The following is a 21105-nucleotide window of genomic DNA, read 5'->3' as shown; positions in this document are numbered from 1 at the left end:
AGGGGACAGGGGCGCATCATGCAACTACGCAGTGATGGGATGGATTTCACCGGGCACGAGCGACGCTGGCTGCCCTGGTTCGGCAAGACCGGCAAACTGGCCATGCGCTGGTCTTGTCTGCTCAACGCCGGGCAGGTCGAGCGGGTCGAGAAGACCTTCGCGGGGCTGGCCCGCACCCGAGTCGATCTGCTGACCAATTGGGCCAGCCAGCACTGGCAGGCACTGGAACTCATCGCCGCCGGCCTGCAGCAGGCCTGGCCACTCTCCAGCAACACCGATCTGAAACGTCTGCACCAGCATCTGCCGGAAGTCTCCGAGCTGTTCGTGGTCGATGCCAGCGGCCTGATCATCGCCTCCACCCATGCCCCTCGAATCGGCCAGCGTCACGATGCCAAGGCCCTGGCAGCAGGCCTGGCCGGGCAGTTCCTGCATGGCCCCTATGTCGACCCGCTGACCCTGCAACTGGGGGCCACCACCTCGAAGTTCCACGATGCCGTGACCCTGATGTTCCATCAGCCTCTGCACCAGGCCGGCAAGGCGCTCGGCTGCCTGTGCGCGCGCATCCCCAACGACGTGCTCAGCGATCTGATCCAGCGCGAGGCCGGTCACGTCTACCGCGACTCCGGCGATAACTACCTGTTCATGGTCAAAAGTGTGCACGATCCGCAGATCGTGCCAGGCACCGCCCTGTCCCGCTCGCGCTTCGAGGACGACACCTTCACCGGCGGCGACAACCTGAAACAGGGCGTGAAAACCCCCTTCGGCACCGTTAAGGTGCAGCATCACACCGAGTTCGAGCTGCGCTTCACCGACCCTTCCAGCGGCCAGTTGCATCCAGGGGTGCGGGAAACCATCCGCAAGGGGCACAACCTGTTCGCCCTGTACCCGGGCTACCCGGACTATCGCTACGTGCCGGTGATCGGTGCCGGCCTGACCTTGCAGATGCCCGGCTCCCCGGACACCTGGGGGCTGATGTGCGAAGGCGACCTGGAAGAGGTCTACCGCCAGCGCAGTCTCGGTTACAGGCTGACCAGCCACCTGCTGTTCGGCCTGCTGGCATTGGGCCTGCTGAACTGGCAATTACCACGCCTGCTGCCAACCCATGCCAACGCGCTGAGCATCACTGCCAGCGCCCTGCTGCTGCTCGTTTACTGGGCCTTCAGCCTGCGCCCACGCATACGCCAGCTCCAGGCGCTATCGGACTTCTTCCTGGAAACCGCCGAGTGCGGGGCGCCGCTGAGCAACCGCCTGCAACTGCAGCGTTTCAGCAGTGACGAGGCTGGCGCGCTGGCCGGCTGGGTCAATAGTTTCGTCGACAAGATGGACAACACCATGCAGGGCATTCTCAGCGCCGGGGCGGCCCTGCAGCAGAGTTCCAGCGACCTCAGCCGCATTTCCAGCAGTGCCAGCCAGTGTGCTGGCGAGGGACAGACGGCGGCGGTATCCACGGCCCGCGCGATGGTGGAGGTCAACCACAGCATCGGCGAAGCCACCGCCTACATAGTCGACAGCGAACGCGCCTCGCAACAGGCCCTGGCCATGACCCGCCAGGGCAGCGTGGCGGTCAAGCACAACGCCGAGGAAGTCAGCCAGTTGGCCGAGCGCATCAAGCAGTCCAGCCAGACCCTGCAAGCCCTGAACCAGCAGACCGAGGCCATCCAGCACATCAGCGAGGCCATTCACGCCATCGCCGACCAGACCAACCTGCTAGCGCTCAACGCCGCCATCGAGGCGGCACGCGCAGGCGACAGCGGACGCGGCTTCGCTGTGGTCGCCGATGAGGTGCGCAACCTGGCCAGGCGCACCTCGCAAGCGACCGAGGAGATCACCACCACATTGGCCAGCGTGCGCCAGCAGACGTTGGAGAGCATGCACAGCATGCACAGTTGTCAGGAAGCGGCGCAGCGCAGTGTGGCCCGCTCGGATGAGGCCACAGCAGCCCTGCAACGCATCCAGCATGACGTGGAGGCCATGCAAGACCGCCTCGCCAAGCTCAGCCAGAGCATGCAATCGCAACTGACCCAGGTGCATGCGGTCAACGAACAGGCCCAGGCCATCACTGGTGCCGCCGAGCGCAGTAGCCAGAGTGCCGAGGAGATCCTCCAGGCCGCTCAGGCACTGGCGCAACTGGTGCTGGATCTGCACAGGACGGCCAGTCGCCTCAGCCAGCAGGAGCCCACGACGAAGCCACGCGAGCTGCGCCACGAAAAGCAAGCGATGCCGCCCACGCCGACAAACCGCCCAAGCATGAACCCCGCTCATCGCTGAGTGAGCGGAGCTTGCTTGTCATTCCCACGGGCGCGCACTAAGGTGCGCGCACTTCATGTTCCGCCAGGGTGCGCTGCGCAAGCGGCGTTAAACGGGAAGTCGGTGCAATCCCGACGCTGCCCCCGCAACGGTAATCGACGGTAGCCGCAAGGCTGCAACGGCATCCAACAGCCACTGGGGCATCCTGGGAAGGCGGATGCCGGTCGAGAGCCCGGAGACCGGCCCTGACGGTGTGACTGCTGTTGCGGAGGGCGACAGGGTCGAGCGCCGCCCTGTCCGCGCTTGCGCCTGCCCCCTCGAACGTCTGCCGACCTTTGAGGAAAAACCATGAAACTGTCCCGCCTGGCCCTGGCCATCGCCCTTGTGCCCACGCTGTCACAGGCCGCCGAACCCTATGTGACCGAGCCGCTGGTGGTCACCTCCGGCCGCCAGGCCGAACCCCAGGCCCAGGCGACGGCGGCCACCAGCGTGTTCACGCGTGAGGATATCGAGCGTTTGCAGGCGCGCAGCGTGCCGCAGTTGCTCAGCCGCGTGCCCGGCGTGCAGGTTGGTAGCTCCGGCGGGGTGATTTCCTACTCCGTGCGCGGCACCAGTACCGCACAGACCCTGGTGCTGATCGACGGCCAACGCGTTGCCTCCGCTAGCAGTGGCATCGCCCGCCTGGACTACCTGAACATCGATAACGTGGAGCGCTTGGAAGTGACGCGCGGGCCGCGCTCATCCCTGTATGGCGCCGACGCCATTGGCGGGGTGATCCAGATTTTCACCCGCCGTGGCGAGGCAGGTCTGCAGCCACAGGTGCGCCTGGCGCTCGGCAGCCATCGTACCTTCCAGCGCAGCGTGACGCTGGCAGGCGGCGACGCGCGCACCACCTTCAACCTCGGTGGCAGCCTGGACGAAAGCCACGGCTGGGATCGCACCAGCGACGACGTCGGCGCCGACAGCGACCATGACGGCCTGCGCAACAAGGCCGTACATCTGAATCTGGATCATCGCTTCAGCGACGCCTGGCAAGCCGGGCTGAACCTGAACGACCAACGCGGCGACAGTGAATACGACGACGCTTACAGCTTCGCCCCCGGCCAGCCCCACGACGAGTTCCGCCTGAGCAGTTACAGCGGCTATCTGGATGGCCAGCTCAGCGATAGCTGGAACAGCCGTCTCGAACTGGGCCGCAGCTTCGACCGCAACAAGGCGCTGGGCGCGGCGGATAGCTGGAACAATGGCACGCTGGAAACCACACGCCACTCGGCGAGCTGGATCAATCGCCTGCAACTGGACGCCGCCAACCAACTGACCCTGGGCAGCGACTGGTACGAGGATCGGGTCGATGGCAGCACGGCATTTGCCGAAGACCAACGCGACAATCATGCCTTCTTCGCCCAGCACAGCTTCAAGGGCGAGCACTTCGGCACCGAACTGGGCCTGCGCCACGACGACAACCAGCGCTACGGCAGCCAGAATAGCTGGAATGCCGCGCTCAGCCTGCCCGTTGGCGACAGGCAGAGCTGGATCCTCAGCTATGCCGAGGGTTTTCGCGCGCCCACTTTCAGCGACCTCTACTACCCAGGTGCCGGCAACCCGAACCTGCAAGCGGAGACCTCGAAAACCTATGAGCTGCAATGGCGCGCCGACGCCTCCGGCACGCAGTTGAGCACGTCCCTGTATCGCACCGACATCGACGACATGATCGCCTGGGACAGCAACGCCAACCAGCCAGAGAACATCGCCAGGGCGCGCATCGATGGCTTCGAGGCCAGCGTTGCCCGCAACCTGCTGGGCTGGCGCGCCAACCTCAGCCTGAGCCTGATCGATCCACGCGACCGCGGCAACGGCCATACCCTTGCCTACCGCGCACGGCGTACCCTGAGCCTGGATCTCGACCGGCAGTTCGGTGCTTTCACCGTAGGCGGCTCCTGGCGCGCGGTGAGCCAACGCTACGATGACGCCGCCAATACCCGCCAACTCTCCGGCTATGGCGTACTCGACCTGCGCAGCAGTTGGCAGAGCACGCCCGAACTGCGCTGGGATCTGAAGCTGGACAATGTGTTGGATCGTCGCTACGCCCTGAGCAACTACATGCGACCGACCAGCGCGCTGGACTTCGTGGGCGAGCCACGCCCCTACCGAGATGCCGGCCGCACCGCGCTGCTGGCGGTGACCTGGACGCCAGCGCTGTAGATTCGATGTGGATGGGGTTAATTGCAGTTTTGGAGTGGACTGCTTGTTTGATACCGGACTGGCAAGTTTGTGTGATCCTGTTGGCTTGCGTTGGTGTTCTGGGCGCCGCTTCGGGTGTTTTCAGATATCCCGGGTTTCGCCCCCTCGGGCGACTCACTTTTCTTTGAAATGCGCAAAGAAAAGTAAGCAAAAGAAACGCACCCCCGCCATCCGGAACTAGGCGTCCCCGTCATGCTGCGCTCGACTGCCCTCACTCCGGCATCGCTCCGGGGTCGGCGTACATGGGCCATCCCTGGCCCATTACGCGGGGCCGCCATCGGTATCTCGCGGCATCCATGCCGCTCGCCCCCTGCGCAATGCCTACGTTCGGCCTCCTGAAGGGGGAGTTAGCGCGCCTGAACGTACACTGGCTCCGGACATGCCCGGCGTGTTCTGGTAACAGCGAAGTCACGACGTGGCCGTCGGTTAAACCAAAACTTTCATTCGCGTGATTTCATCCGCATGGATAGCTTGCCGGCTTTCAGCCGGCATTCGGGTCAGCCCTAAGGCTGACCTCATGCTCAAGCACTCAGAGCCCTTGGGAATAACCGCACGTTCAGGCGCGTGCAGAGCCCGCCCAGGAGGGCGAACGGAATCGCCGTGGAAGAGGTTGAGCGGCATGGATGCCGCGACGACTGCATGGATGCAGGAGGTAGAGCGACGCAGGATGCCAAAGCCGAGAGCCGCGATGGGCCAAGGATGGCCCACCGCGGCGGGCCTCTGGAGCGGTGATGGAGTGAGCGAACCCTCGCGCAGCAGGGCGGGGGCGCCTAGCTCGGATGATCGGGCGGAGGGTTTTGGTTACTTTTGCTCGTCAAAAGTGACTCGCCCGGGAGGGCGAAACCAGAAACATCAACAAAAACGCGGCAATTCGGAACAGGCACAAGAACAACCAACACCGTATTACCAAGCCAGCCCCTGCAAAGAACTACTGCCCAACGCAACTCCACCAGGACGACACCATGGGCGAGGCTCCAGGCACGAGCCGTCGCTGGCCTGAACAAACTCAACGCGCCACAGCAAGCCGCTCACACAACGCCTCGATAGCCCCGAGCATCTGCCCGCTCGGCCGCTCCAGTCCCTTGTCCGGCACCGTCCAGACCTGCCCCAGACGCACGGCATGGATCTGCGGCCAGGCCTGCCAGGTACTCAGCTCGGCGTCGCTGCCGCCAAGGATCACATCGGGATCTCGCGCCAGCACCGCCTCCACACTGACTTGCGGCGCCGGCTGCGGCAGATCGTCGAACAGGTTGCGCGCACCGCACACCGCCAATGCCTCACCGATCAACTGGTTGCCGCCAATGGTGTACAGCGGCTGGTGCCAAACCTGATAGAACACACCGAGCGGACGCTCGCGTCGATAACGTGCACGCAGTTCGGCCAGTCCTTGACGCAACGTGGTGGCCAGTCGCTCGCCCTGCTCGGGGCGGCCGATGCGCTCGGCGATGGTGGTGAAGGCACGGCTCAGTTGCGCCAGCGTTCGCGGCTCGACCGTCAGAAGCGGAATGCCGAAGTCCTGCAGCTGCGCCTGCTGCGCGGGCGGCACGCTCCCCGGTGCAATCAGGATCAGGTCGGGAGCAAGCTGCAGCAGGCGCTCGAACTCGAGCTGACCGTAACGGCCAACCCTTGGCAGATGCTTCAGCGCAGCCGGTTGGTCATCGCCCTCGAGCACACCGACCAGCCGATCGGCGGCATCCAGCTCCAGCATGATTTCGCTGAGCGAGGGCGCCAGGCTGATCACCCGCTCGGCGGCTTGCAACGGCAGCGCCAGCAGGCACAGAACCAGCAGCAGCGTGCGCATCAGCCCAGTTGGCGGGGAATACGATAAAGCAGGTGGATGACGACGCTGGAGAAAGTCAGCAGCACCAGCGGCACCGCTTCCAGCCCCGCCAGCACCGCCAGGGCAGCGATCCAGGCCGGCAGGGCCGCACCCAGCAGGGCACGCAGGCGCACCCGGTCAAGCTCCAGCCAGGCGGCCGGCTCTTCGGGACTGTCCAGGGCCTTGTCAGTGCCGATCAGGGCCTGCTTGTAGGCCTTGAACAGCGGCAGGCTGACGAACATCGAGGCGATGCCGGCGATGAACAGCGGCATGGCCAACAGCGCAGGGCCACCACCGCCGAACAGGGCATTGAGGATGATCACCGGCAGCACGGCCACGGCCAGTTGCCGCCACCAGGCCAGCGCCAGGCGCCGCTTGACCTGGGCGCGGGTCACAGGACTTCCTCGGCCTCGCCTTGATGCAGGTTGCCGAGCATGTGCCCGAGCTTGCCGGCCTTGGTGGCGAGGTATTTGCGGTTGTGCGGGTTCTGCCCCACCTGCAAGGGTCGGCGTTCGGCCACGCGCAGGCCGAAGCCTTCCATCGCCTTGACCTTGCGCGGGTTGTTGGTCATCAGCTTGAGGCTCTTGATGCCCAGGTGTTCGAGCATGGGCAGGCAGATGGCGTAATCACGCATGTCGGCGCCGAAGCCCAGGCGCTCATTGGCTTCGACGGTATCGGCACCGCCATCTTGCAGCTCATAGGCGCGAATCTTGTTCAGCAGGCCGATGCCACGGCCTTCCTGGCGCAGGTACAGGAGCACGCCACGGCCCTCGGCGGAGATCGCCTGCAACGCCGCTTCGAGCTGTGCTCCGCAGTCGCAGCGCAGGCTGAACAGGGCATCGCCGGTCAGGCATTCGGAATGCAGCCGGCCCAGCACCGGCTCGCCATCGGCCACATCGCCGAAGGTCAGGGCAACATGCTCCTTGCCGGTGGCCTCATCGAGAAAGCCGTGCATGGTGAACACACCGAAGGGCGTAGGCAGTTGGGAGGCGGCGACGAACAGAACGGACACCGAATGCTCCTGGCAGTGAATACGAAACAGGGCCGGCATTGTAGCAGCAGGCCAGCGTGGCGGGTCAGTCGGAATTACCGATCATCTTCATCGAAAACGGCATATCAGGAACCCTCAGAGGCGCGACTCGAGCACCAGCATGCCCTGCTCCTCGCGCCAGCCCACGCGGTTGAGAAAGCTCATGCCGAGCAGCGCCTCGGTGGGCGAGCCACCTTCCAGCACCACCGCCTCGACGCCCAGCACTTCGATATCGCCCACCTTCACCCGGTCGAGGGTCACCTGCCAGCCACGGCTGATGCCGCTGGCGGTATTGACCTGCAACGGCCGACCACTGGCACGAAAGTCGATGCCCAGACGCCGTGCCTGCCCTTCGTTGAGCGCCACCGAGGTGGCGCCGGTGTCCACCAGGAACGGCAGGTTATGGCCGTTGACCGAGCCCGTGATCCAGTAGTGCCCTCCAGGCCCCTTGGCGATGCTCAGGCGCTTCTTCAGCGGCTCGGCGTAGCCACCGCTGTATTCGCGGCTGAGCGGGTAGAGATGTTCGACACCATCGACGCGCAAGATCGCGCCCTGTTTGTCGACCTGCACCACCACCACGCCGCCCGGCCCGGTCTGACCTTCGCGAACCAGTTTGCGCTGGCCATCGACATTGATCACCGCCGCATCTGGAAACAGACCGACGACCTGCACCTGAGAGGCCGCACACACAGCCGAGGCGCCCAACAGCGAAAGAGCGAGGATGGCACGACGCAGCATGAAGGCAGCCTCCTGATTCAGAACGGATAGGGTTGTTGCCAACGCTTGAAGATCGGCCGCAGTTCGCCGCTGGCCACCAGTTGCTCCATGCGCTGATCGAAGATCCCAGCCAGTTGACGCCCTTTCGGGCTGGCGACGAAGCCGAGAAACAAAGGGATGTCCGCAAGCTTGGTCATGCGGTAACGATCACCCTGTTCGGCCTCGCCGAGCACATCCTCGACCTCGGTGAGCGAATCGATGTACAGATCCGCATTACCGAGATCGAGCATGCGCAGGATACCGCCGCGGCGCTGCACTTCCCGGTACTCACGCACATTGGGCAGAAATTCCTGGAATCCGTAGCCGTGAACCCAGGCCAGACGATAGCTGCCGAGGGTGTCCAGGCTCGGTGCCGGCGTGCTGCTGAGCCCCAGAGCAACGATATGGTCATCGTCATAGTGCCACTTGGGGTAGAGCACGCCATCGTCGATCTCGCCGCGGTAGGCACCGACCCAGGCGTCGGCCTCGCCGCGCTGCACCAGGCCGATCGAACGGGTATAAGGCTCGCTCTGAATACGCAGGCGCACCCCGGCGGGCTCGAAGACCTTGCGCAGCACGTCCCAGGCCAGGCCGCTGCCATCGGCATTGCTGTAATCACGCCAGGCTTCGCTGACGATGTGAATCTCGCTCGCCCGCTCGTTCGCTTCCAGCAGCGGCGCGAAACCGAGGAACAACAACAGGATCAGCCAGACGCGCCTCATGACCTAGAGCCCCAGGATCGAACCATAGCGAGCCCAGCTCCACACCAGGCCCTGCATCGCCAGCCAGGCGAACACGCCGGCGATCACATCGTCGAGCATGATGCCGACCCCACCATGCACGTGCCGATCGATCCAGCGAATCGGCCAGGGTTTGACGATGTCGAACAGGCGGAACATGAGAAAGCCCAGCAACAACCAGACCCAGCCCTCGGGCACCAGCCACAGGGTGATCCACATACCGACCATCTCGTCCCAGACGATGCCTTCGTGGTCGTGCACGCGCAGGTCGTCGGCCACCTTGCCGCACAGCCAGAAGCCGAACAGCATGGTCACCCCGAGCATCAGCCAGTAGCCCCAGTCCGGCAGCATCTGCCACAGCGGCACGAACGGCAGCGCCACCAGCGAGCCCCAGGTGCCCGGAGCCTTGGGCAGGGTGCCGGAGCCGAAGCCGAAGGCGATGAAGTGCCAGGGATTGCGCCATACCGAGGGTGGTACGTATTCGGCGGGAACCTGGTTGGGGTGATCGGTCACACGCGCTCCGCTCTTTCAGAAATGTTGATAGCCGCCGTGCGGCGCTTCGATGACCTGCCCCGCCGCGTCCAGCAGGTGCACACCTCGCCCGGCCACCACCTGGCCGATCATACGCACTTCGGGCCAGTCAGCCTGAATGACAGACAACCGCTCAGGCGGCAAGGTAAAGGCTAGCCGGTAATCGTCACCACCGGACAATGCGCAGGATAATGCGCGTTCATGACCGATCAGGGCGCACAGGGCGGCAGACAGCGGGATACGAGCTGCCTCGATCTGCAAGGCGACGCCGGAGGCCTTGGCAATATGACCGCAGTCGGCCAACAGGCCGTCGGAGATATCCAGGGCAGCCGTTGCCTGGCCACGCAATGCCTGGCCCAGCGCCAATTGCGGCATGGGCGACCAGTAACGCGCCAGCAAGGGCTCACTGATCTCGGCCGCCGCCTCATGCTGGCCCAGCACCAGCGGCAAGGCGCCAGCGGCATCGCCCAGTTGACCACCTACGCAGAGCAGATCGCCCTCTCGCGCGCCTGAACGCGTCAGCGCCTGACCAGCCGGAACACGGCCGAACACGGTCAGGGTCATGCTCAACGGGCCACGGGTAGTGTCGCCACCGACCAGCGCCAGCGTGCAGGCTGCGGCCATGCGCTGCAGCCCCTTGGCAAAGGCCTCCAGCCAGACGGCATCGGCCTGGTCGAGGGTCAGCGCCAGCGTGAAGGCCACGGGCGTCGCACCCATGGCGGCCAGATCGCTTGCGGAAACCGCCAGGGCGCGCTGGCCCAGCAGGAAAGGATCGCAGACGGCGGGGAAATGCACGCCGGCCACCAGAGTATCGGTGGATACCGCTAGCTGTTCGCCAGTCGACACGGCCAGCAGCGCGCAGTCATCGCCGATGCCGCGCACCACGCCATCCCCGCCCTGTGCACAGGGCGCCGTGGCGAAGTAATGCTGGATCAGCTCGAACTCACCCATGGGTATGCGACGATCTGCTGCGCGTCGGCCCTGCTGCGTTAAAAGCAGACTCGGAATGCTCATGTGCTACAGCACACTCCGCTTCCTCGCCTGCTTTTGCCTTGCATGGCTCTAGCTCGCAAGATCGTAAATCGAGCATCCCAAAAGGACTCAACGCTTGTTGGCGCCGACTTCCGCCGACCGCAGCTTGGGTGCCAGCTTGTCCAGCACGCCGTTGACGAACTTGTGCCCGTCGGTGGCACCGAACACCTTGGCCAGCTCGATGCCCTCGTTGATCACCACCTTGTAGGGCACGTCGACGCGATGCATCAGCTCGTAGGTGGACAGGCGCAGGATGGCCAGCTCGACCGGGTCCATGTCGTCCAGCGGACGATCGAGCAACGGAGCGAAGGCCGCGTCCAGCTCGGTCTTGTGCCGTGGCACGCCGTGCAGGATCTCATGGAAGTAAGCCCCGTCGACCTTGCTGAAATCGTTGTCGACGCGGAACTGCGCTTCGATCTCGTTCAGCGGCTGACCGGCGATATGCCAGGAGTACAGGGCCTGCATGGCCAGGGTACGGGCCTCGCGGCGGGCGAGGATCTTGCCGCTGGGGCCCTTCTTGGCCGGCTGGCCGTTGGCGGAGTTGCTCACTTGGCCTCCAACTGCGCCAGCAGGCTGACCATTTCCAGGGCAGACAGCGCAGCTTCGGCACCCTTGTTACCCGCCTTGGTGCCGGAACGTTCGATGGCTTGTTCGATGGAGTCGACGGTCAGCACGCCGAAGGCGACCGGCACGCCGTATTCCATGGACACCTGGGCCAGGCCCTTGGTGCACTCGCCCGCTACGTATTCGAAGTGCGGGGTGCCGCCACGGATCACCGCGCCCAGGGCGATGATCGCCGCATACTCGCCACGCTGAGCGACCTTCTGGGTAACCAGCGGAATCTCGAAGGCGCCCGGTGCGCGGATGATGGTGATGTCGCTCTCGCTCACGCCGTGGCGAACCAGGGCGTCGATGGCGCCGCTGACCAGGCTCTCGACGACGAAGCTGTTGAAACGGCCCACCACCAGGGCGTATTTGCCCTTCGGGGCGATGAAGGTACCTTCGATGGTCTTCAGGGTCATGACGGGTCTCACATGGGTTAAAGAGCCGGGGCGCTGTGCGCTCCGAAAATAAAATTCGTTTGTCGGCGTAGCCCGGATGCAAACCGGGGCCAGTGTGCCGATCTTCCCGGATTTCATCCGGGCTAGAGGTTTTAAGCTCCCCTCTCCCACTTGTGGGAGAGGGGCTGGGGGAGAGGGCTGCGCGTTGGTCACAACACCCTCTCCCGCCCTGCGGGCACCCTCGGCTTGAGCATCCTGCGTCGCCCTACCTCCTGCATCCATGCAGTCCTCTCCCATAAATGGGAGAGGATCATCAGATGCGGCTCTTCGAGCCGCCTGTTAATCAGCCGGCAGGTATTCTACAACCTCGAGGTCGAAGCCGGATATCGCGTTGAACTTCATCGGCGAGCTCATCAGGCGCATCTTGCGCACGCCGAGATCGCGCAGAATCTGCGAGCCGGCGCCCACGGTGCTGTAGGTCGCAGGGTTGGCCGGCTGCTGGCGGCTGATCAGCGCCAGCAACTCCGGCCCGGTCAGCGGGTTGCCGAGCAGCAGCACCACGCCGCTACCGGCCTTGGCCACTTCCGCCATCGCCGCACGCATGCTCCAACGGCCCGGCTGGTTGACCAGGAACAGGTCGCGCAGCGGGTCCATGTTGTGCACGCGCACCAGGGTCGGTTCCTCGGCGCAGATGGAGCCCAGGGTCAGCGCCATGTGTGCGGTGTCTTCCACCGCGTCGCGGTAGGTCACCAGATTGAACTGGCCCAGCTCGGTATCCAGCGGCTGCTCGCTGATGCGCTCGACGGTGCGCTCGTGGATCAGGCGGTAGTGGATCAGGTCGGCGATGGTGCCGATCTTCAGATTGTGCTGCTCGGCGAAGGCCTCCAGCTCCGGACGACGGGCCATGGTGCCGTCGTCGTTCATGATCTCGCAGATCACCCCGCTCGGCTCGAAACCGGCCATGCGCGCCAGGTCGCAGGCCGCTTCGGTATGGCCGGCACGCGCCAGCACGCCGCCGGGTTGGGCCATCAGCGGAAAGATGTGGCCGGGGCTGACGATGTCGTCGGCCACCGCATTGCGCGCCACCGCGGCCTGCACGGTACGGGCGCGGTCGGCGGCGGAGATGCCGGTGGTCACGCCCTCGGCGGCCTCGATGGAGACGGTGAACTTGGTGCCGAAACCGGAGCCGTTGCGCGGCGCCATCAGCGGTAGCTTGAGCAGCTCGCAGCGTTCGCGGGTCATCGGCATGCAGATCAGGCCACGGGCGAAGCGGGCCATGAAGTTGATGTGCTCGGCGGTGACGCATTCGGAGGCGATGATGATATCGCCTTCGTTCTCGCGGTCCTCGTCATCCATGAGGATGACCATCTTGCCGGCGCGGATGTCTTCGATCAGTTCTTCAGCGGTGTTGAGCGCCATCGGGGCGTCTCCTCAATTCTTCAGGTAGCCGTGTTCGGCGAGAAAGCTTTCGGTCAGGCCCGAGGCCTTGGGCTCGGCGGCCTTGTCGCCGAGCAGCAGGCGCTCCAGGTAACGCGCCAGCAGGTCGACTTCGAGGTTGACCTTACGCCCCGCCTGGTAGTCGACCATGATGGTCTCGGCCAGGGTGTGCGGCACGATGGTCAGTTCGAACTCGGCGCCATCGACCGCATTGACGGTCAGGCTGGTGCCGTCGACGGTGATCGAGCCCTTGTGCGCGATGTACTTGGCCAGCTCACGCGGGGCGCGCACCCTGAACTGCACGGCGCGGGCGTTATCGGCGCGCGAGACGATCTCGCCGACGCCATCGACGTGGCCGCTGACCAGATGCCCGCCGAGGCGGCTGGTCGGCGTCAGAGCCTTTTCCAGGTTCACCGCGCTGCCGGGTTTGAGGTCGACGAAGGCGGTACGCGCCAGCGTCTCGCGGCTGACGTCGGCCCAGAAGCCGTCGCCGGGCAATTCCACCGCGGTCAGGCACACGCCGTTGACAGCGATGCTGTCGCCAAGCTTGACGTCGCCCAGATCGAGCTTGCCGGTGGCCACGTAGACGCGCACGTCGCCGCCCTTGGGCGTCATGGCGCGGATGCTGCCGATGGCTTCGATTATGCCGGTGAACATACGCCCTCCGGTTTCACGTTGAAGATGATGCGCAACAGCATGGATGAACTCCTGTTTTGGTCAAAAACAGGGCAACTGCCGATCGATAGGGATTTCGCGGACGCACAAGAAGCGCCCGAGGAGGGAATCCCGCTCTCTCTTTATCCGGACTATACCGTCGGCCCCGGAATCGCACCGGGTCTGCTTGACCTCGCCCGGCAGGAACCGTGGCGAGCGCTCGCGGGCTAGGTTCTGCGAACCATTACCGCCGGTGGGGAATCGCACCCCGCCCTGAGAACGTTGCGGCCAAGCGAATGGCCGCGTGGCGTTTTACCATATTTATCGCCACGCCGCATGCGCCAGACAGCGGCCGCTTGCGGCAATGTCGCGCATGCCTGTGTGATTGTCGGATCCCACCCTTCGCATGCATTCGCGATTCTGGCGGCCGTAGGGTGCGCTGTGCGCACCGGGGTTAAGCACCGACCTGCCAGGCCAGCGCCTATCCCATTCCCGCAAGGGGTATTTGCAGAGAACCGCAGCGGCAGCGGTGCGCATAGCGCACCCTACCTGGGCTTGGGCACCGCGGTGATCTGCCAGTCCTCGCCCACCGCGCGGATATCGAGGATCTGCAACTCCGGCGCCTCGGCCATGCGGTTGAGCGGCAGGTCGAGCAGCGGTCGGGCACTGGAACCGAGCAGCTTGGGCGCCATGAAGATACGGAACTCGTCCACCAGACCGGCACGGGCGAAGGCGCCGGCCAGGCGTGGCCCAGCCTCTACCAGCACCTCGTTGGCACCACGGCCAGCCAGCTCACGCAGCAGCTTATGCAGATCCACATGGCCATTGCTGCCGGGCACGGCCAGCAGCTCATGGCCTTCGGCCAGGTAGCGGTCGCGCGCTGCCGCTGCCGCGCAGGTGGCCACCAGCGTCGGGCCGGCCTGGAAAAAAGCCTTGCTCAGCGGCACGCGCAGGCGCCCGTCGAGCAACACCCGCAGCGGTGGGCGACGCTGCGCCAGGGCGGTCAGCTCGGCGCCAAGGCCCAGCTCATCCGGGCGCACGGTGAGCCGCGCATCATCGGCCAGCACCGTGTCGGCGCCGCTGAGCACCACGCTGGCCTGCGCGCGCAAGCGCTGCACCTCGGCCCGCGCCGCCGGGCCGGTGATCCACTGGCTCTCGCCGCTGGCCATGGCGGTGCGCCCATCCAGGCTCATGGCCAGCTTGACCCGCACGAAAGGCAAGCCCTGCTCCATGCGCTTGATGAAGCCGGCATTGAGAGCACGCGCCTCGCTTTCCAGCACGCCGCTGCTGACCTCGATACCCGCGCCCATCAGGCGCAGCAGGCCATTGCCGGCCACCTGCGGGTTGGGATCCTGCATGGCCGCGACCACCCGGCTGACGCCAGCAGCGATCAGGCCATCGGCACAGGGCGGGGTGCGTCCATGATGGCTGCAGGGCTCCAGGGTGACGTAGGCCGTGGCGCCGCGTGCCTTGTCGCCGGCCTGGCGCAGCGCATGCACTTCGGCATGCGGCTCGCCGGCGCGGGCATGCCAGCCTTCACCCACGATCTGCCCATCGCGCACGATGACGCAGCCGACACGCGGATTGGGATGGGTGGAATACAGACCTTTGCGCGCCAGCTTGAGAGCTCGCGCCATGTACAGGTGATCGTGTTCGCTCATCGGCTTTTCGACGGCTCGCGCGCCAGTCGCTCGATTTCTTCGCGGAACTCGTTGAGGTCCTGGAAACGCCGGTAGACCGAGGCGAAGCGGATATAGGCCACCTCGTCGAGCTTGCTCAGCTCGGTCATCACCAGCTCACCCAGCACCAGCGACTTCACCTCACGCTCGCCGGTGGCGCGCAGTTGTTGCTTGATACGGGCGATGGCCTCTTCCAGGCGCTCGACGCTCACCGGCCGCTTCTCCAGGGCACGCTGCATGCCGGCACGCAGCTTCTCCTCGTCGAAGGGCTGACGGCTGCCGTCCTGCTTGATCAGGCGCGGCATGACCAGTTCGGCGGTCTCGAAGGTGGTGAAACGCTCGCCACAGGCCACGCATTCGCGGCGGCGGCGCACCTGATCGCCTTCTGCGACCAGGCGGGAATCGATGACTTTGGTGTCGTTGGCGGCGCAGAAGGGACAATGCATGGCAGGCGCGGACTGATTGGCGGCAAAGTCGCCATGGTAGCGCATAGCACGCCATTGAAAAATGTAAGGAGCCTTGAGATGGCCTGCTGAGCAGGCGCAAGACAAATTAAGCTATGCCCATACACGTCTAAAAAGCAGAACCTGCCATGAACCGATACCTGTCCTTCCTGCCACTGGCGTTGAGCGGCCTGCTCGCCGCTTGCGCCAATGAACCCACTGCTACTCCACCATCTCCCACGCCAGCTCCGACAGAGACCGAAGTCAGTACGCCTGCCATCCAGGGCCCTGGCCTGCGCGGCGAACTGCTCGGCGTTGCCGCCGGTGCCAATGTCGACCTGGCGCTATTGGGCGTGGACATGCGCGGCCGGCCGCGCGCCCTGCTCGGTCAGGTGCATCTGCGTGGCAACGGCGAAGCGCTGCCGTTTCATCTGCCACTGAGCAGCCAGCAGGCACCCCAGAATCTGCGCCTGGAACTGCGCGGCCGCGTCAGTCAGTCCGGGCGCCTTGTACAACGTCTGCCGGCACGCACCATCGCCGAGCTGACCGATCAGGATCTCGGCGCCCTGCATCTGGTGCCGGCGCCATGAGACCACCCGCAGCGCTGCAGCAGGCGCTGAGCGAATTGCTCGGCGATGCCCGTCTGCTGGCCGAAACGCTGCCGGGTAGCGATATCGCCCTGTGGCTGATCGACGCCAGCAATATGGATCGCGCCTTCAGCCCCGAAGAAACCCGGCGCATCCTCGAGGAACCACCCTACTGGTGCTTCTGCTGGGCCAGCGGCCTGGTGCTGGCGCGCTGGCTGGCCGAACGCCCGGAGTAGGTACGCGGCAAACGTGTGCTGGATTTCGGTGCCGGCAGTGGCGTCGCCGCCATCGCCGCGGCCAGGGCGGGAGCCACCGAGGTGGTGGCCTGCGACCTCGACCCGCTGGCCTTGGCCGCCTGCCGCGCCAATGCCGAGCTGAACGGGGTGACCCTGAGCTACTCGGCGGATTTCTTCGCCGAAGCCGATCGCTTCGACCTGATCCTGGTGGCCGATGTGCTCTACGACCGCGCCAACCTGCCGCTGCTGGATCACTTCCTCAGTCGCGGACGCGAGGCGCTGGTGGCCGATTCGCGGGTCAAGGACTTCCGCCACCCCTTGTATCAGCGTCTGGCGCTGCTCGACGGCTGCACCTGGCCCGATCTGGCCGAGCCAGCGGAATTTCGCGAGGTCAGCCTGTATCATGCGCGACGACCGACGTAGCCCAAAGGCAATCCGCGAAACAGCAACCGACCATCCCCGGATTGCATCGACGCCCCTTGTTTCACGTGCCGCCTGCCCGCATTAATAATGCCATTGCCCAGCTTTTCGAGACCGACCATGAGCGAATCCCCCTACATCTTCGATATCTCCGGCGCCGCCAACTTCGAGCAGCTCGTCATCGAGAACTCCTTCCACAAGCCGGTGCTGGTGGACTTCTGGGCCGAGTGGTGCGCGCCGTGCAAGGCGCTGATGCCGATGCTGGCGAAGATCACCGAGGAATACGCCGGCGAGCTGCTGCTGGCCAAGGTCAACTGCGATATCGAGCAGGACATCGTCATGCGCTTCGGCATTCGCAGCCTGCCCACCGTGGTGCTGTTCAAGGACGGCCAGCCGGTGGACGGTTTCGCCGGAGCCCAGCCGGAGGCAGCGATCCGCGAGATGCTCAAGCCCCATGTCGCCGAGCCGGCCCCGGCTGCCGCCGACCCGATGGAGGCAGCTCAGGCGCTGTTCGCCGAAGGTCGCTTCGCCGAGACCGAAGCGCTGCTCAAACAGGTACTGAGCGAGGACAACGAGAATGGCGCGGCGCTGATTCTTTACGCTCGCTGCCTGGCCGAGCGCGGTGAGCTGGGCGAGGCCGAAGTGCTACTCGACGCCGTGAAGGGCGACGAACACAAGCAGGCGCTGGCCGGCGCCAAGGCGCAACTGACCTTCCTGCGCCAGGCCGCCGACCTGCCGGAAGTCGCCACCCTCAAGAGCCGCCTGGCGCAGAACGCCGAGGACGACGAAGCGGTGTACCAACTGGCCGTGCAACAACTGGCGCGCCAGCAGTACGAAGCCGCGCTGGACGCTCTGCTCAAGCTGTTCGTGCGCAACCGCAGCTACCAGGAAGGCCTGCCGCACAAGACCCTGCTGCAGGTCTTCGATCTGCTCGGCAACGACCACCCCCTGGTCACCGCCTACCGCCGCAAGCTGTATCAGGCGATCTACTAAGAGCAGCTACAAGCGGCAAGCCTCAAGCTGCAAGCTGCAAGCAAAGCCAGGTGCTCTTTCTTGCGGCTTGAAACTTGCAGCTTATAGCTGCCCCTGCCAGTGATAGATCGGCGCATCCGCGCCGGTTTCCATGCGGATCTGCTCGCAATGGCGCAGGCGCACCAGCAGGCGTTTGCCCGCCGCGTCACCTCCCGCCAAGGCGGCCAGTTGTGCCAGCAGCTTCGGGCCTTCGATCTGGCCGGCGTCGCGCACCAGTTGCAGCGCCGTCTGCCATAAGCCATCACCTGCAACTGCCGGCGTTGCCACGGTGGACGGCACGGGCTCCAAGGGAGCGCCTTGCAGTGCCTGCGCCAGTTGCGCCCAATCCTCGCGCTCCAGCTCCAGCGTCAGGTCGACGGGCCAGTCGCCTATGCGTCCGCGTATTCGCATCATCATCTCCTTCCGGGGTGGCGCGCATGCTCCCACGAGCTGAACGAAGCGCCAAGTCGCACTGGTCAGCCGCATAATAAAGTTGTTATAACGTAACGCCTCATTTCACCCTGCTACGGAGCCGTCCATGCGCCGCTTACTGCTCGCCCTCCCCTTCGCCCTGCTGCCCCTGGCTGTCGCCCAGGCTCATGACGACCACGACCATGAACACGGAAGCCTCGGCGCCCACGAGCATGGCGTGGCCAGCCTCAACGTGGCCCTCGACGGTCAGACCCTGGAACTGCAGGTCGACAGCCCGGCGATGAACTTCGTCGGCTTCGAGCATGCAGCCAAGAGCGATGCGGACAAGGCCAAGGTCGCCGCCGCCAAGGCCGAGCTGGAAAAACCCATCGAGCTGTTCGGCCTGGCTGCCGGTGCCTGCCAGGTGACCAAGCAGGAGCTGGAAAGCCCGCTGTTCGGCGGTCACGAGCACCATCACGACGATGACGCCGACGAGCACGAGCACGAGCACGAGCACAGCGATATCGAAGCCAGCTATCAGCTCTCCTGCAAGCAGGTCGACGCCCTCGAGCAACTGGATCTGAGCGAGCTGTTCAAGCGCTTCCCCGCCACGCACAAGGTCAACGTGCAACTGATCGGCCGCAGTGGCCAGCAAGGTGCCGAACTCACCGCCGCGCAGCCGCGCCTGAGCTTCTGATACCCTGCCCGGGCCAGCCATGCGCGGGCCTGGATCCTGTCGGCGACCCTGTACCGGATGACGCCCGTGCATCGCACGGGCGCAGTCTGTCAGCCGCATGCAGCACCACCCAAGACGCCCAACGAGTGTGCCATGAGTTCAGCCCTGATCGAACTGTCCGACCTCGGTTTCGCCTGGCCTGGCCAGCCCGAGTTGCTCGACATCCCCAGCTTCACCCTCGCACGCGGTGAAACCCTGTTCCTCAAAGGCCCGAGTGGTAGCGGCAAGACCACCCTGCTGGGCCTGCTCGGCGGTGTGCAGAAGGCCCAGCGTGGCCATATCCGTCTGCTCGGCCAGGATCTGGCGGCGCTCTCGGCCAGCGCCCGTGACCGCTTTCGCGTCGATCACACCGGCTACATCTTCCAGCAGTTCAACCTGCTGCCGTTTCTCTCGGTGCGCGAGAACGTCGAGCTGCCCTGCCGCTTCTCGCGCCTGCGCGCGCAACGTGCGGTACAACGCCATGGCAGCGTCGATGCAGCCGCCGCCGGCCTGCTCGAACATCTGGGCCTGCGCGCCGATCTGCTCGAACGCCGCGCCGACAGCCTGTCCATCGGCCAGCAGCAACGGGTCGCCGCCGCCCGCGCGCTGATCGGCCAGCCGGAACTGGTGATCGCTGACGAGCCCACCTCGGCGCTGGACGCCGATGCCCGCGAGGCCTTTCTGCAACTGCTGTTCGCCGAATGCCGCGGCGCCGGCGCCAGCCTGCTGTTCGTCAGCCACGATCAGAGCCTGGCTCCCCTGTTCGACCGCAGCCTGTCGCTGGCCGAACTCAACCGCGCCGCCAAGCCTGTCGAGGTCTGAGATGCACCTTCTGCGTATCGCCCTGGCCAGCCTGGCCAATCGCCGTTTCACTGCCCTGCTCACGGTGTTCGCCATCGCCCTGTCGGTCTGCCTGCTGCTGGCCGTCGAGCGCGTGCGCACCGAGGCACGCGCCAGCTTCGCCAATACCATCAGCGGTACCGACCTGATCGTCGGCGCCCGTTCCGGCAGCGTGAACCTGTTGTTGTATTCGGTGTTCCGCATCGGCAATGCCACCAACAACATCCGCTGGGACAGCTTCGAGCATTTCGCCAACCATCGTCAGGTGAAATGGGCCATCCCCATTTCCCTCGGTGACTCGCACCGTGGCTATCGGGTGATGGGCACCAGCACCGCCTACTTCGAGCACTATCGCTACGCCCGCACGCAACCGCTGAAGCTGGCCCAGGGCCGACCGTTCGCCGACGACCCATTCGAGGTGGTACTCGGTGCCGAGGTGGCCAGTGCGCTGGGTTACGGCCTGGGGCAGAAGATCGTCCTGGCCCACGGCGTGTCCACCATCAGCCTGGTGCAGCACGACGACAAGCCCTTCACCGTGGTCGGCATTCTCGAACGCACTGGCACGCCGGTGGATCGCACCCTGCACATTTCCCTCGCGGGCATGGAGGCGCTGCACATCGACTGGCAGAACGGCATGCCGGCCCGTGGCGATGCGCGGATCAGCGCCGACCAGGCCCGTGCCATGGATCTGCAGCCCAAGCAGATCACCGCTTTCATGCTGGGCCTGAAGAGCAAGATCGCCACCTTCAGCCTGCAGCGCGAGATCAACGAATTCCGTGGCGAGCCGCTGCTGGCGATCCTCCCTGGCGTGGCGCTGCAGGAGCTGTGGAGCCTGATGGGCACGGCCGAGCAGGCGCTGTTCGTGGTGTCGTTATTCGTCGTGCTGACCGGCCTGATCGGCATGCTCACGGCCATTCTCACCAGCCTCAACGAACGCCGCCGAGAAATGGCCATCCTGCGTTCGGTGGGCGCGCGCCCCTGGCATATCGCCAGCCTGCTGGTACTGGAAGCCTTCGCCCTGGCCCTGGCCGGAGTGGCCTTCGGCCTGGCACTGCTGTACCTGGGCATCGCCGGGGCGCAGGGCTACGTGCAGGCCAATTACGGTCTCTACCTGGCGCTGAGCGCGCCGTCGAGCTACGAGTGGAGGCTACTCGGCGGCATCCTGCTGGCAGCGTTGCTGATGGGCAGCGTGCCGGCCTGGCGCGCCTACCGGCAGTCGCTGGCCGACGGTTTGTCGATCCGTCTGTAAGGCAAGGAAGGAGCGCCTCGCGTAAA

21 protein-coding genes, 1 pseudogene and 2 riboswitches are annotated in these 21105 nt (G+C 65.3%); of the genes and pseudogenes, 8 read left to right on the top strand and 14 right to left on the bottom strand.

The features are described 5' to 3' along the window. The first annotated feature begins 18 nt into the window (after nucleotides 1–18). Complete coding sequence (locus PVE35_RS03390) at nucleotides 19–2268, top strand: methyl-accepting chemotaxis protein (protein WP_277373809.1); 2250 nt, start codon at nucleotides 19–21, stop codon at nucleotides 2266–2268. Nucleotides 2269–2317: 49 nt separating this feature from the next. Continuing rightward, nucleotides 2318–2510: riboswitch (cobalamin riboswitch) on the top strand. 85 nt (nucleotides 2511–2595) lie between these two features. Continuing rightward, entirely contained in the window at nucleotides 2596–4449 is a 1854-nt protein-coding gene (locus tag PVE35_RS03385) for a TonB-dependent receptor (protein WP_277373808.1), read from the top strand. A gap of 1045 nt (nucleotides 4450–5494) precedes the next feature. Here PVE35_RS03385 and PVE35_RS03380 read toward each other — a convergent pair. The 13 genes from PVE35_RS03380 to nrdR all read right to left on the bottom strand — a co-directional run bounded on the left by PVE35_RS03380 (nucleotide 5495) and on the right by nrdR (nucleotide 15613). Then, nucleotides 5495–6289 carry a cobalamin-binding protein gene (locus PVE35_RS03380; RefSeq protein WP_268181229.1) on the bottom strand — a complete coding sequence of 265 codons (795 nt, stop codon included), beginning with the start codon at nucleotides 6287–6289 and terminating at the stop codon, nucleotides 5495–5497. Next, the gene (locus PVE35_RS03375) at nucleotides 6289–6702 is read right to left on the bottom strand and encodes an MFS transporter (RefSeq protein ID WP_268181227.1); all 414 of its coding nucleotides are present in this window, start codon (nucleotides 6700–6702) and stop codon (nucleotides 6289–6291) included. The genes PVE35_RS03380 and PVE35_RS03375 overlap by 1 nt, the downstream gene beginning before the upstream one ends. Further along, the gene (gene ribA, locus PVE35_RS03370; RefSeq protein ID WP_268181226.1) at nucleotides 6699–7319 is read right to left on the bottom strand and encodes a GTP cyclohydrolase II; all 621 of its coding nucleotides are present in this window, start codon (nucleotides 7317–7319) and stop codon (nucleotides 6699–6701) included. The genes PVE35_RS03375 and ribA overlap by 4 nt, the downstream gene beginning before the upstream one ends. Nucleotides 7320–7433: 114 nt before the next feature. Next, nucleotides 7434–8075 carry a TIGR02281 family clan AA aspartic protease gene (locus tag PVE35_RS03365; protein ID WP_268181224.1) on the bottom strand — a complete coding sequence of 214 codons (642 nt, stop codon included), beginning with the start codon at nucleotides 8073–8075 and terminating at the stop codon, nucleotides 7434–7436. A gap of 17 nt (nucleotides 8076–8092) precedes the next feature. Then, entirely contained in the window at nucleotides 8093–8815 is a 723-nt protein-coding gene (locus tag PVE35_RS03360) for a transporter substrate-binding domain-containing protein (protein WP_268181222.1), read from the bottom strand. Nucleotides 8816–8818: 3 nt separating this feature from the next. Then, the gene (locus tag PVE35_RS03355) at nucleotides 8819–9346 is read right to left on the bottom strand and encodes a phosphatidylglycerophosphatase A (RefSeq protein ID WP_268181221.1); all 528 of its coding nucleotides are present in this window, start codon (nucleotides 9344–9346) and stop codon (nucleotides 8819–8821) included. Nucleotides 9347–9361: 15 nt separating this feature from the next. Next, nucleotides 9362–10315, bottom strand: coding sequence for a thiamine-phosphate kinase (gene thiL, locus PVE35_RS03350; protein WP_277373807.1), 954 nt, complete (start codon nucleotides 10313–10315; stop codon nucleotides 9362–9364). 150 nt (nucleotides 10316–10465) lie between these two features. Continuing rightward, entirely contained in the window at nucleotides 10466–10945 is a 480-nt protein-coding gene (gene nusB / locus PVE35_RS03345) for a transcription antitermination factor NusB (RefSeq protein ID WP_277373806.1), read from the bottom strand. Next, nucleotides 10942–11418: a 6,7-dimethyl-8-ribityllumazine synthase gene (gene ribE, locus PVE35_RS03340; RefSeq protein WP_012019761.1), complete on the bottom strand. Its 477-nt coding sequence runs from the start codon at nucleotides 11416–11418 to the stop codon at nucleotides 10942–10944. The genes nusB and ribE overlap by 4 nt, the downstream gene beginning before the upstream one ends. 318 nt (nucleotides 11419–11736) lie before the next feature. Beyond that, nucleotides 11737–12816, bottom strand: coding sequence for a bifunctional 3,4-dihydroxy-2-butanone-4-phosphate synthase/GTP cyclohydrolase II (gene ribBA / locus PVE35_RS03335; protein ID WP_277373805.1), 1080 nt, complete (start codon nucleotides 12814–12816; stop codon nucleotides 11737–11739). Nucleotides 12817–12828: 12 nt separating this feature from the next. After that, nucleotides 12829–13491: a riboflavin synthase gene (locus PVE35_RS03330; protein ID WP_003243995.1), complete on the bottom strand. Its 663-nt coding sequence runs from the start codon at nucleotides 13489–13491 to the stop codon at nucleotides 12829–12831. A 127-nt stretch (nucleotides 13492–13618) separates the two neighbouring features. Further along, a riboswitch (FMN riboswitch) is annotated at nucleotides 13619–13773 on the bottom strand. A 260-nt stretch (nucleotides 13774–14033) separates the two neighbouring features. Then, entirely contained in the window at nucleotides 14034–15149 is a 1116-nt protein-coding gene (gene ribD, locus PVE35_RS03325; RefSeq protein ID WP_268181211.1) for a bifunctional diaminohydroxyphosphoribosylaminopyrimidine deaminase/5-amino-6-(5-phosphoribosylamino)uracil reductase RibD, read from the bottom strand. Further along, complete coding sequence (gene nrdR, locus PVE35_RS03320) at nucleotides 15146–15613, bottom strand: transcriptional regulator NrdR (RefSeq protein ID WP_003243991.1); 468 nt, start codon at nucleotides 15611–15613, stop codon at nucleotides 15146–15148. The genes ribD and nrdR overlap by 4 nt, the downstream gene beginning before the upstream one ends. A gap of 146 nt (nucleotides 15614–15759) precedes the next feature. Between nrdR and PVE35_RS03315 the strand changes: the two genes are divergently transcribed. The 3 genes and pseudogenes from PVE35_RS03315 (at nucleotide 15760) to trxA (ending at nucleotide 17846) form a co-directional block, all read left to right on the top strand. Further along, nucleotides 15760–16200 (top strand): hypothetical protein, encoded by a 441-nt coding sequence (locus tag PVE35_RS03315; RefSeq protein ID WP_268181209.1) that lies wholly within the window; start codon nucleotides 15760–15762, stop codon nucleotides 16198–16200. Then, nucleotides 16197–16856 (top strand): annotated as a pseudogene (locus tag PVE35_RS03310) (50S ribosomal protein L11 methyltransferase). The gene PVE35_RS03315 and the pseudogene PVE35_RS03310 overlap by 4 nt, the downstream one beginning before the upstream one ends. 117 nt (nucleotides 16857–16973) lie before the next feature. Next, a complete protein-coding gene (gene trxA, locus PVE35_RS03305; protein ID WP_277373804.1) occupies nucleotides 16974–17846 on the top strand; it encodes a thioredoxin in 873 nt (290 codons plus the stop codon). An 81-nt stretch (nucleotides 17847–17927) separates the two neighbouring features. Here the strand turns inward: trxA and PVE35_RS03300 are convergent, their stop codons facing one another. Then, entirely contained in the window at nucleotides 17928–18278 is a 351-nt protein-coding gene (locus PVE35_RS03300; protein ID WP_277373803.1) for a hypothetical protein, read from the bottom strand. Nucleotides 18279–18402: 124 nt separating this feature from the next. Here PVE35_RS03300 and PVE35_RS03295 point away from each other — a divergent pair, with 124 nt between their 5' ends. From PVE35_RS03295 to PVE35_RS03285, 3 genes are all read left to right on the top strand, one after another. Further along, entirely contained in the window at nucleotides 18403–18972 is a 570-nt protein-coding gene (locus PVE35_RS03295; RefSeq protein WP_277373802.1) for a DUF2796 domain-containing protein, read from the top strand. A 132-nt stretch (nucleotides 18973–19104) separates the two neighbouring features. Continuing rightward, nucleotides 19105–19812 (top strand): ABC transporter ATP-binding protein, encoded by a 708-nt coding sequence (locus tag PVE35_RS03290; RefSeq protein WP_277373801.1) that lies wholly within the window; start codon nucleotides 19105–19107, stop codon nucleotides 19810–19812. A gap of 1 nt (nucleotide 19813) precedes the next feature. Next, the gene (locus PVE35_RS03285) at nucleotides 19814–21079 is read left to right on the top strand and encodes an ABC transporter permease (RefSeq protein ID WP_277373800.1); all 1266 of its coding nucleotides are present in this window, start codon (nucleotides 19814–19816) and stop codon (nucleotides 21077–21079) included. Nucleotides 21080–21105 lie beyond the last annotated feature (26 nt).

This window comes from Pseudomonas sp. AA-38 (assembly GCF_029457475.1).
Taxonomy (GTDB): domain Bacteria; phylum Pseudomonadota; class Gammaproteobacteria; order Pseudomonadales; family Pseudomonadaceae; genus Aquipseudomonas.
The sequence above is the reverse complement of the archived record's forward strand: the minus strand, read 5'-3'. Positions and strand labels throughout refer to the sequence as shown.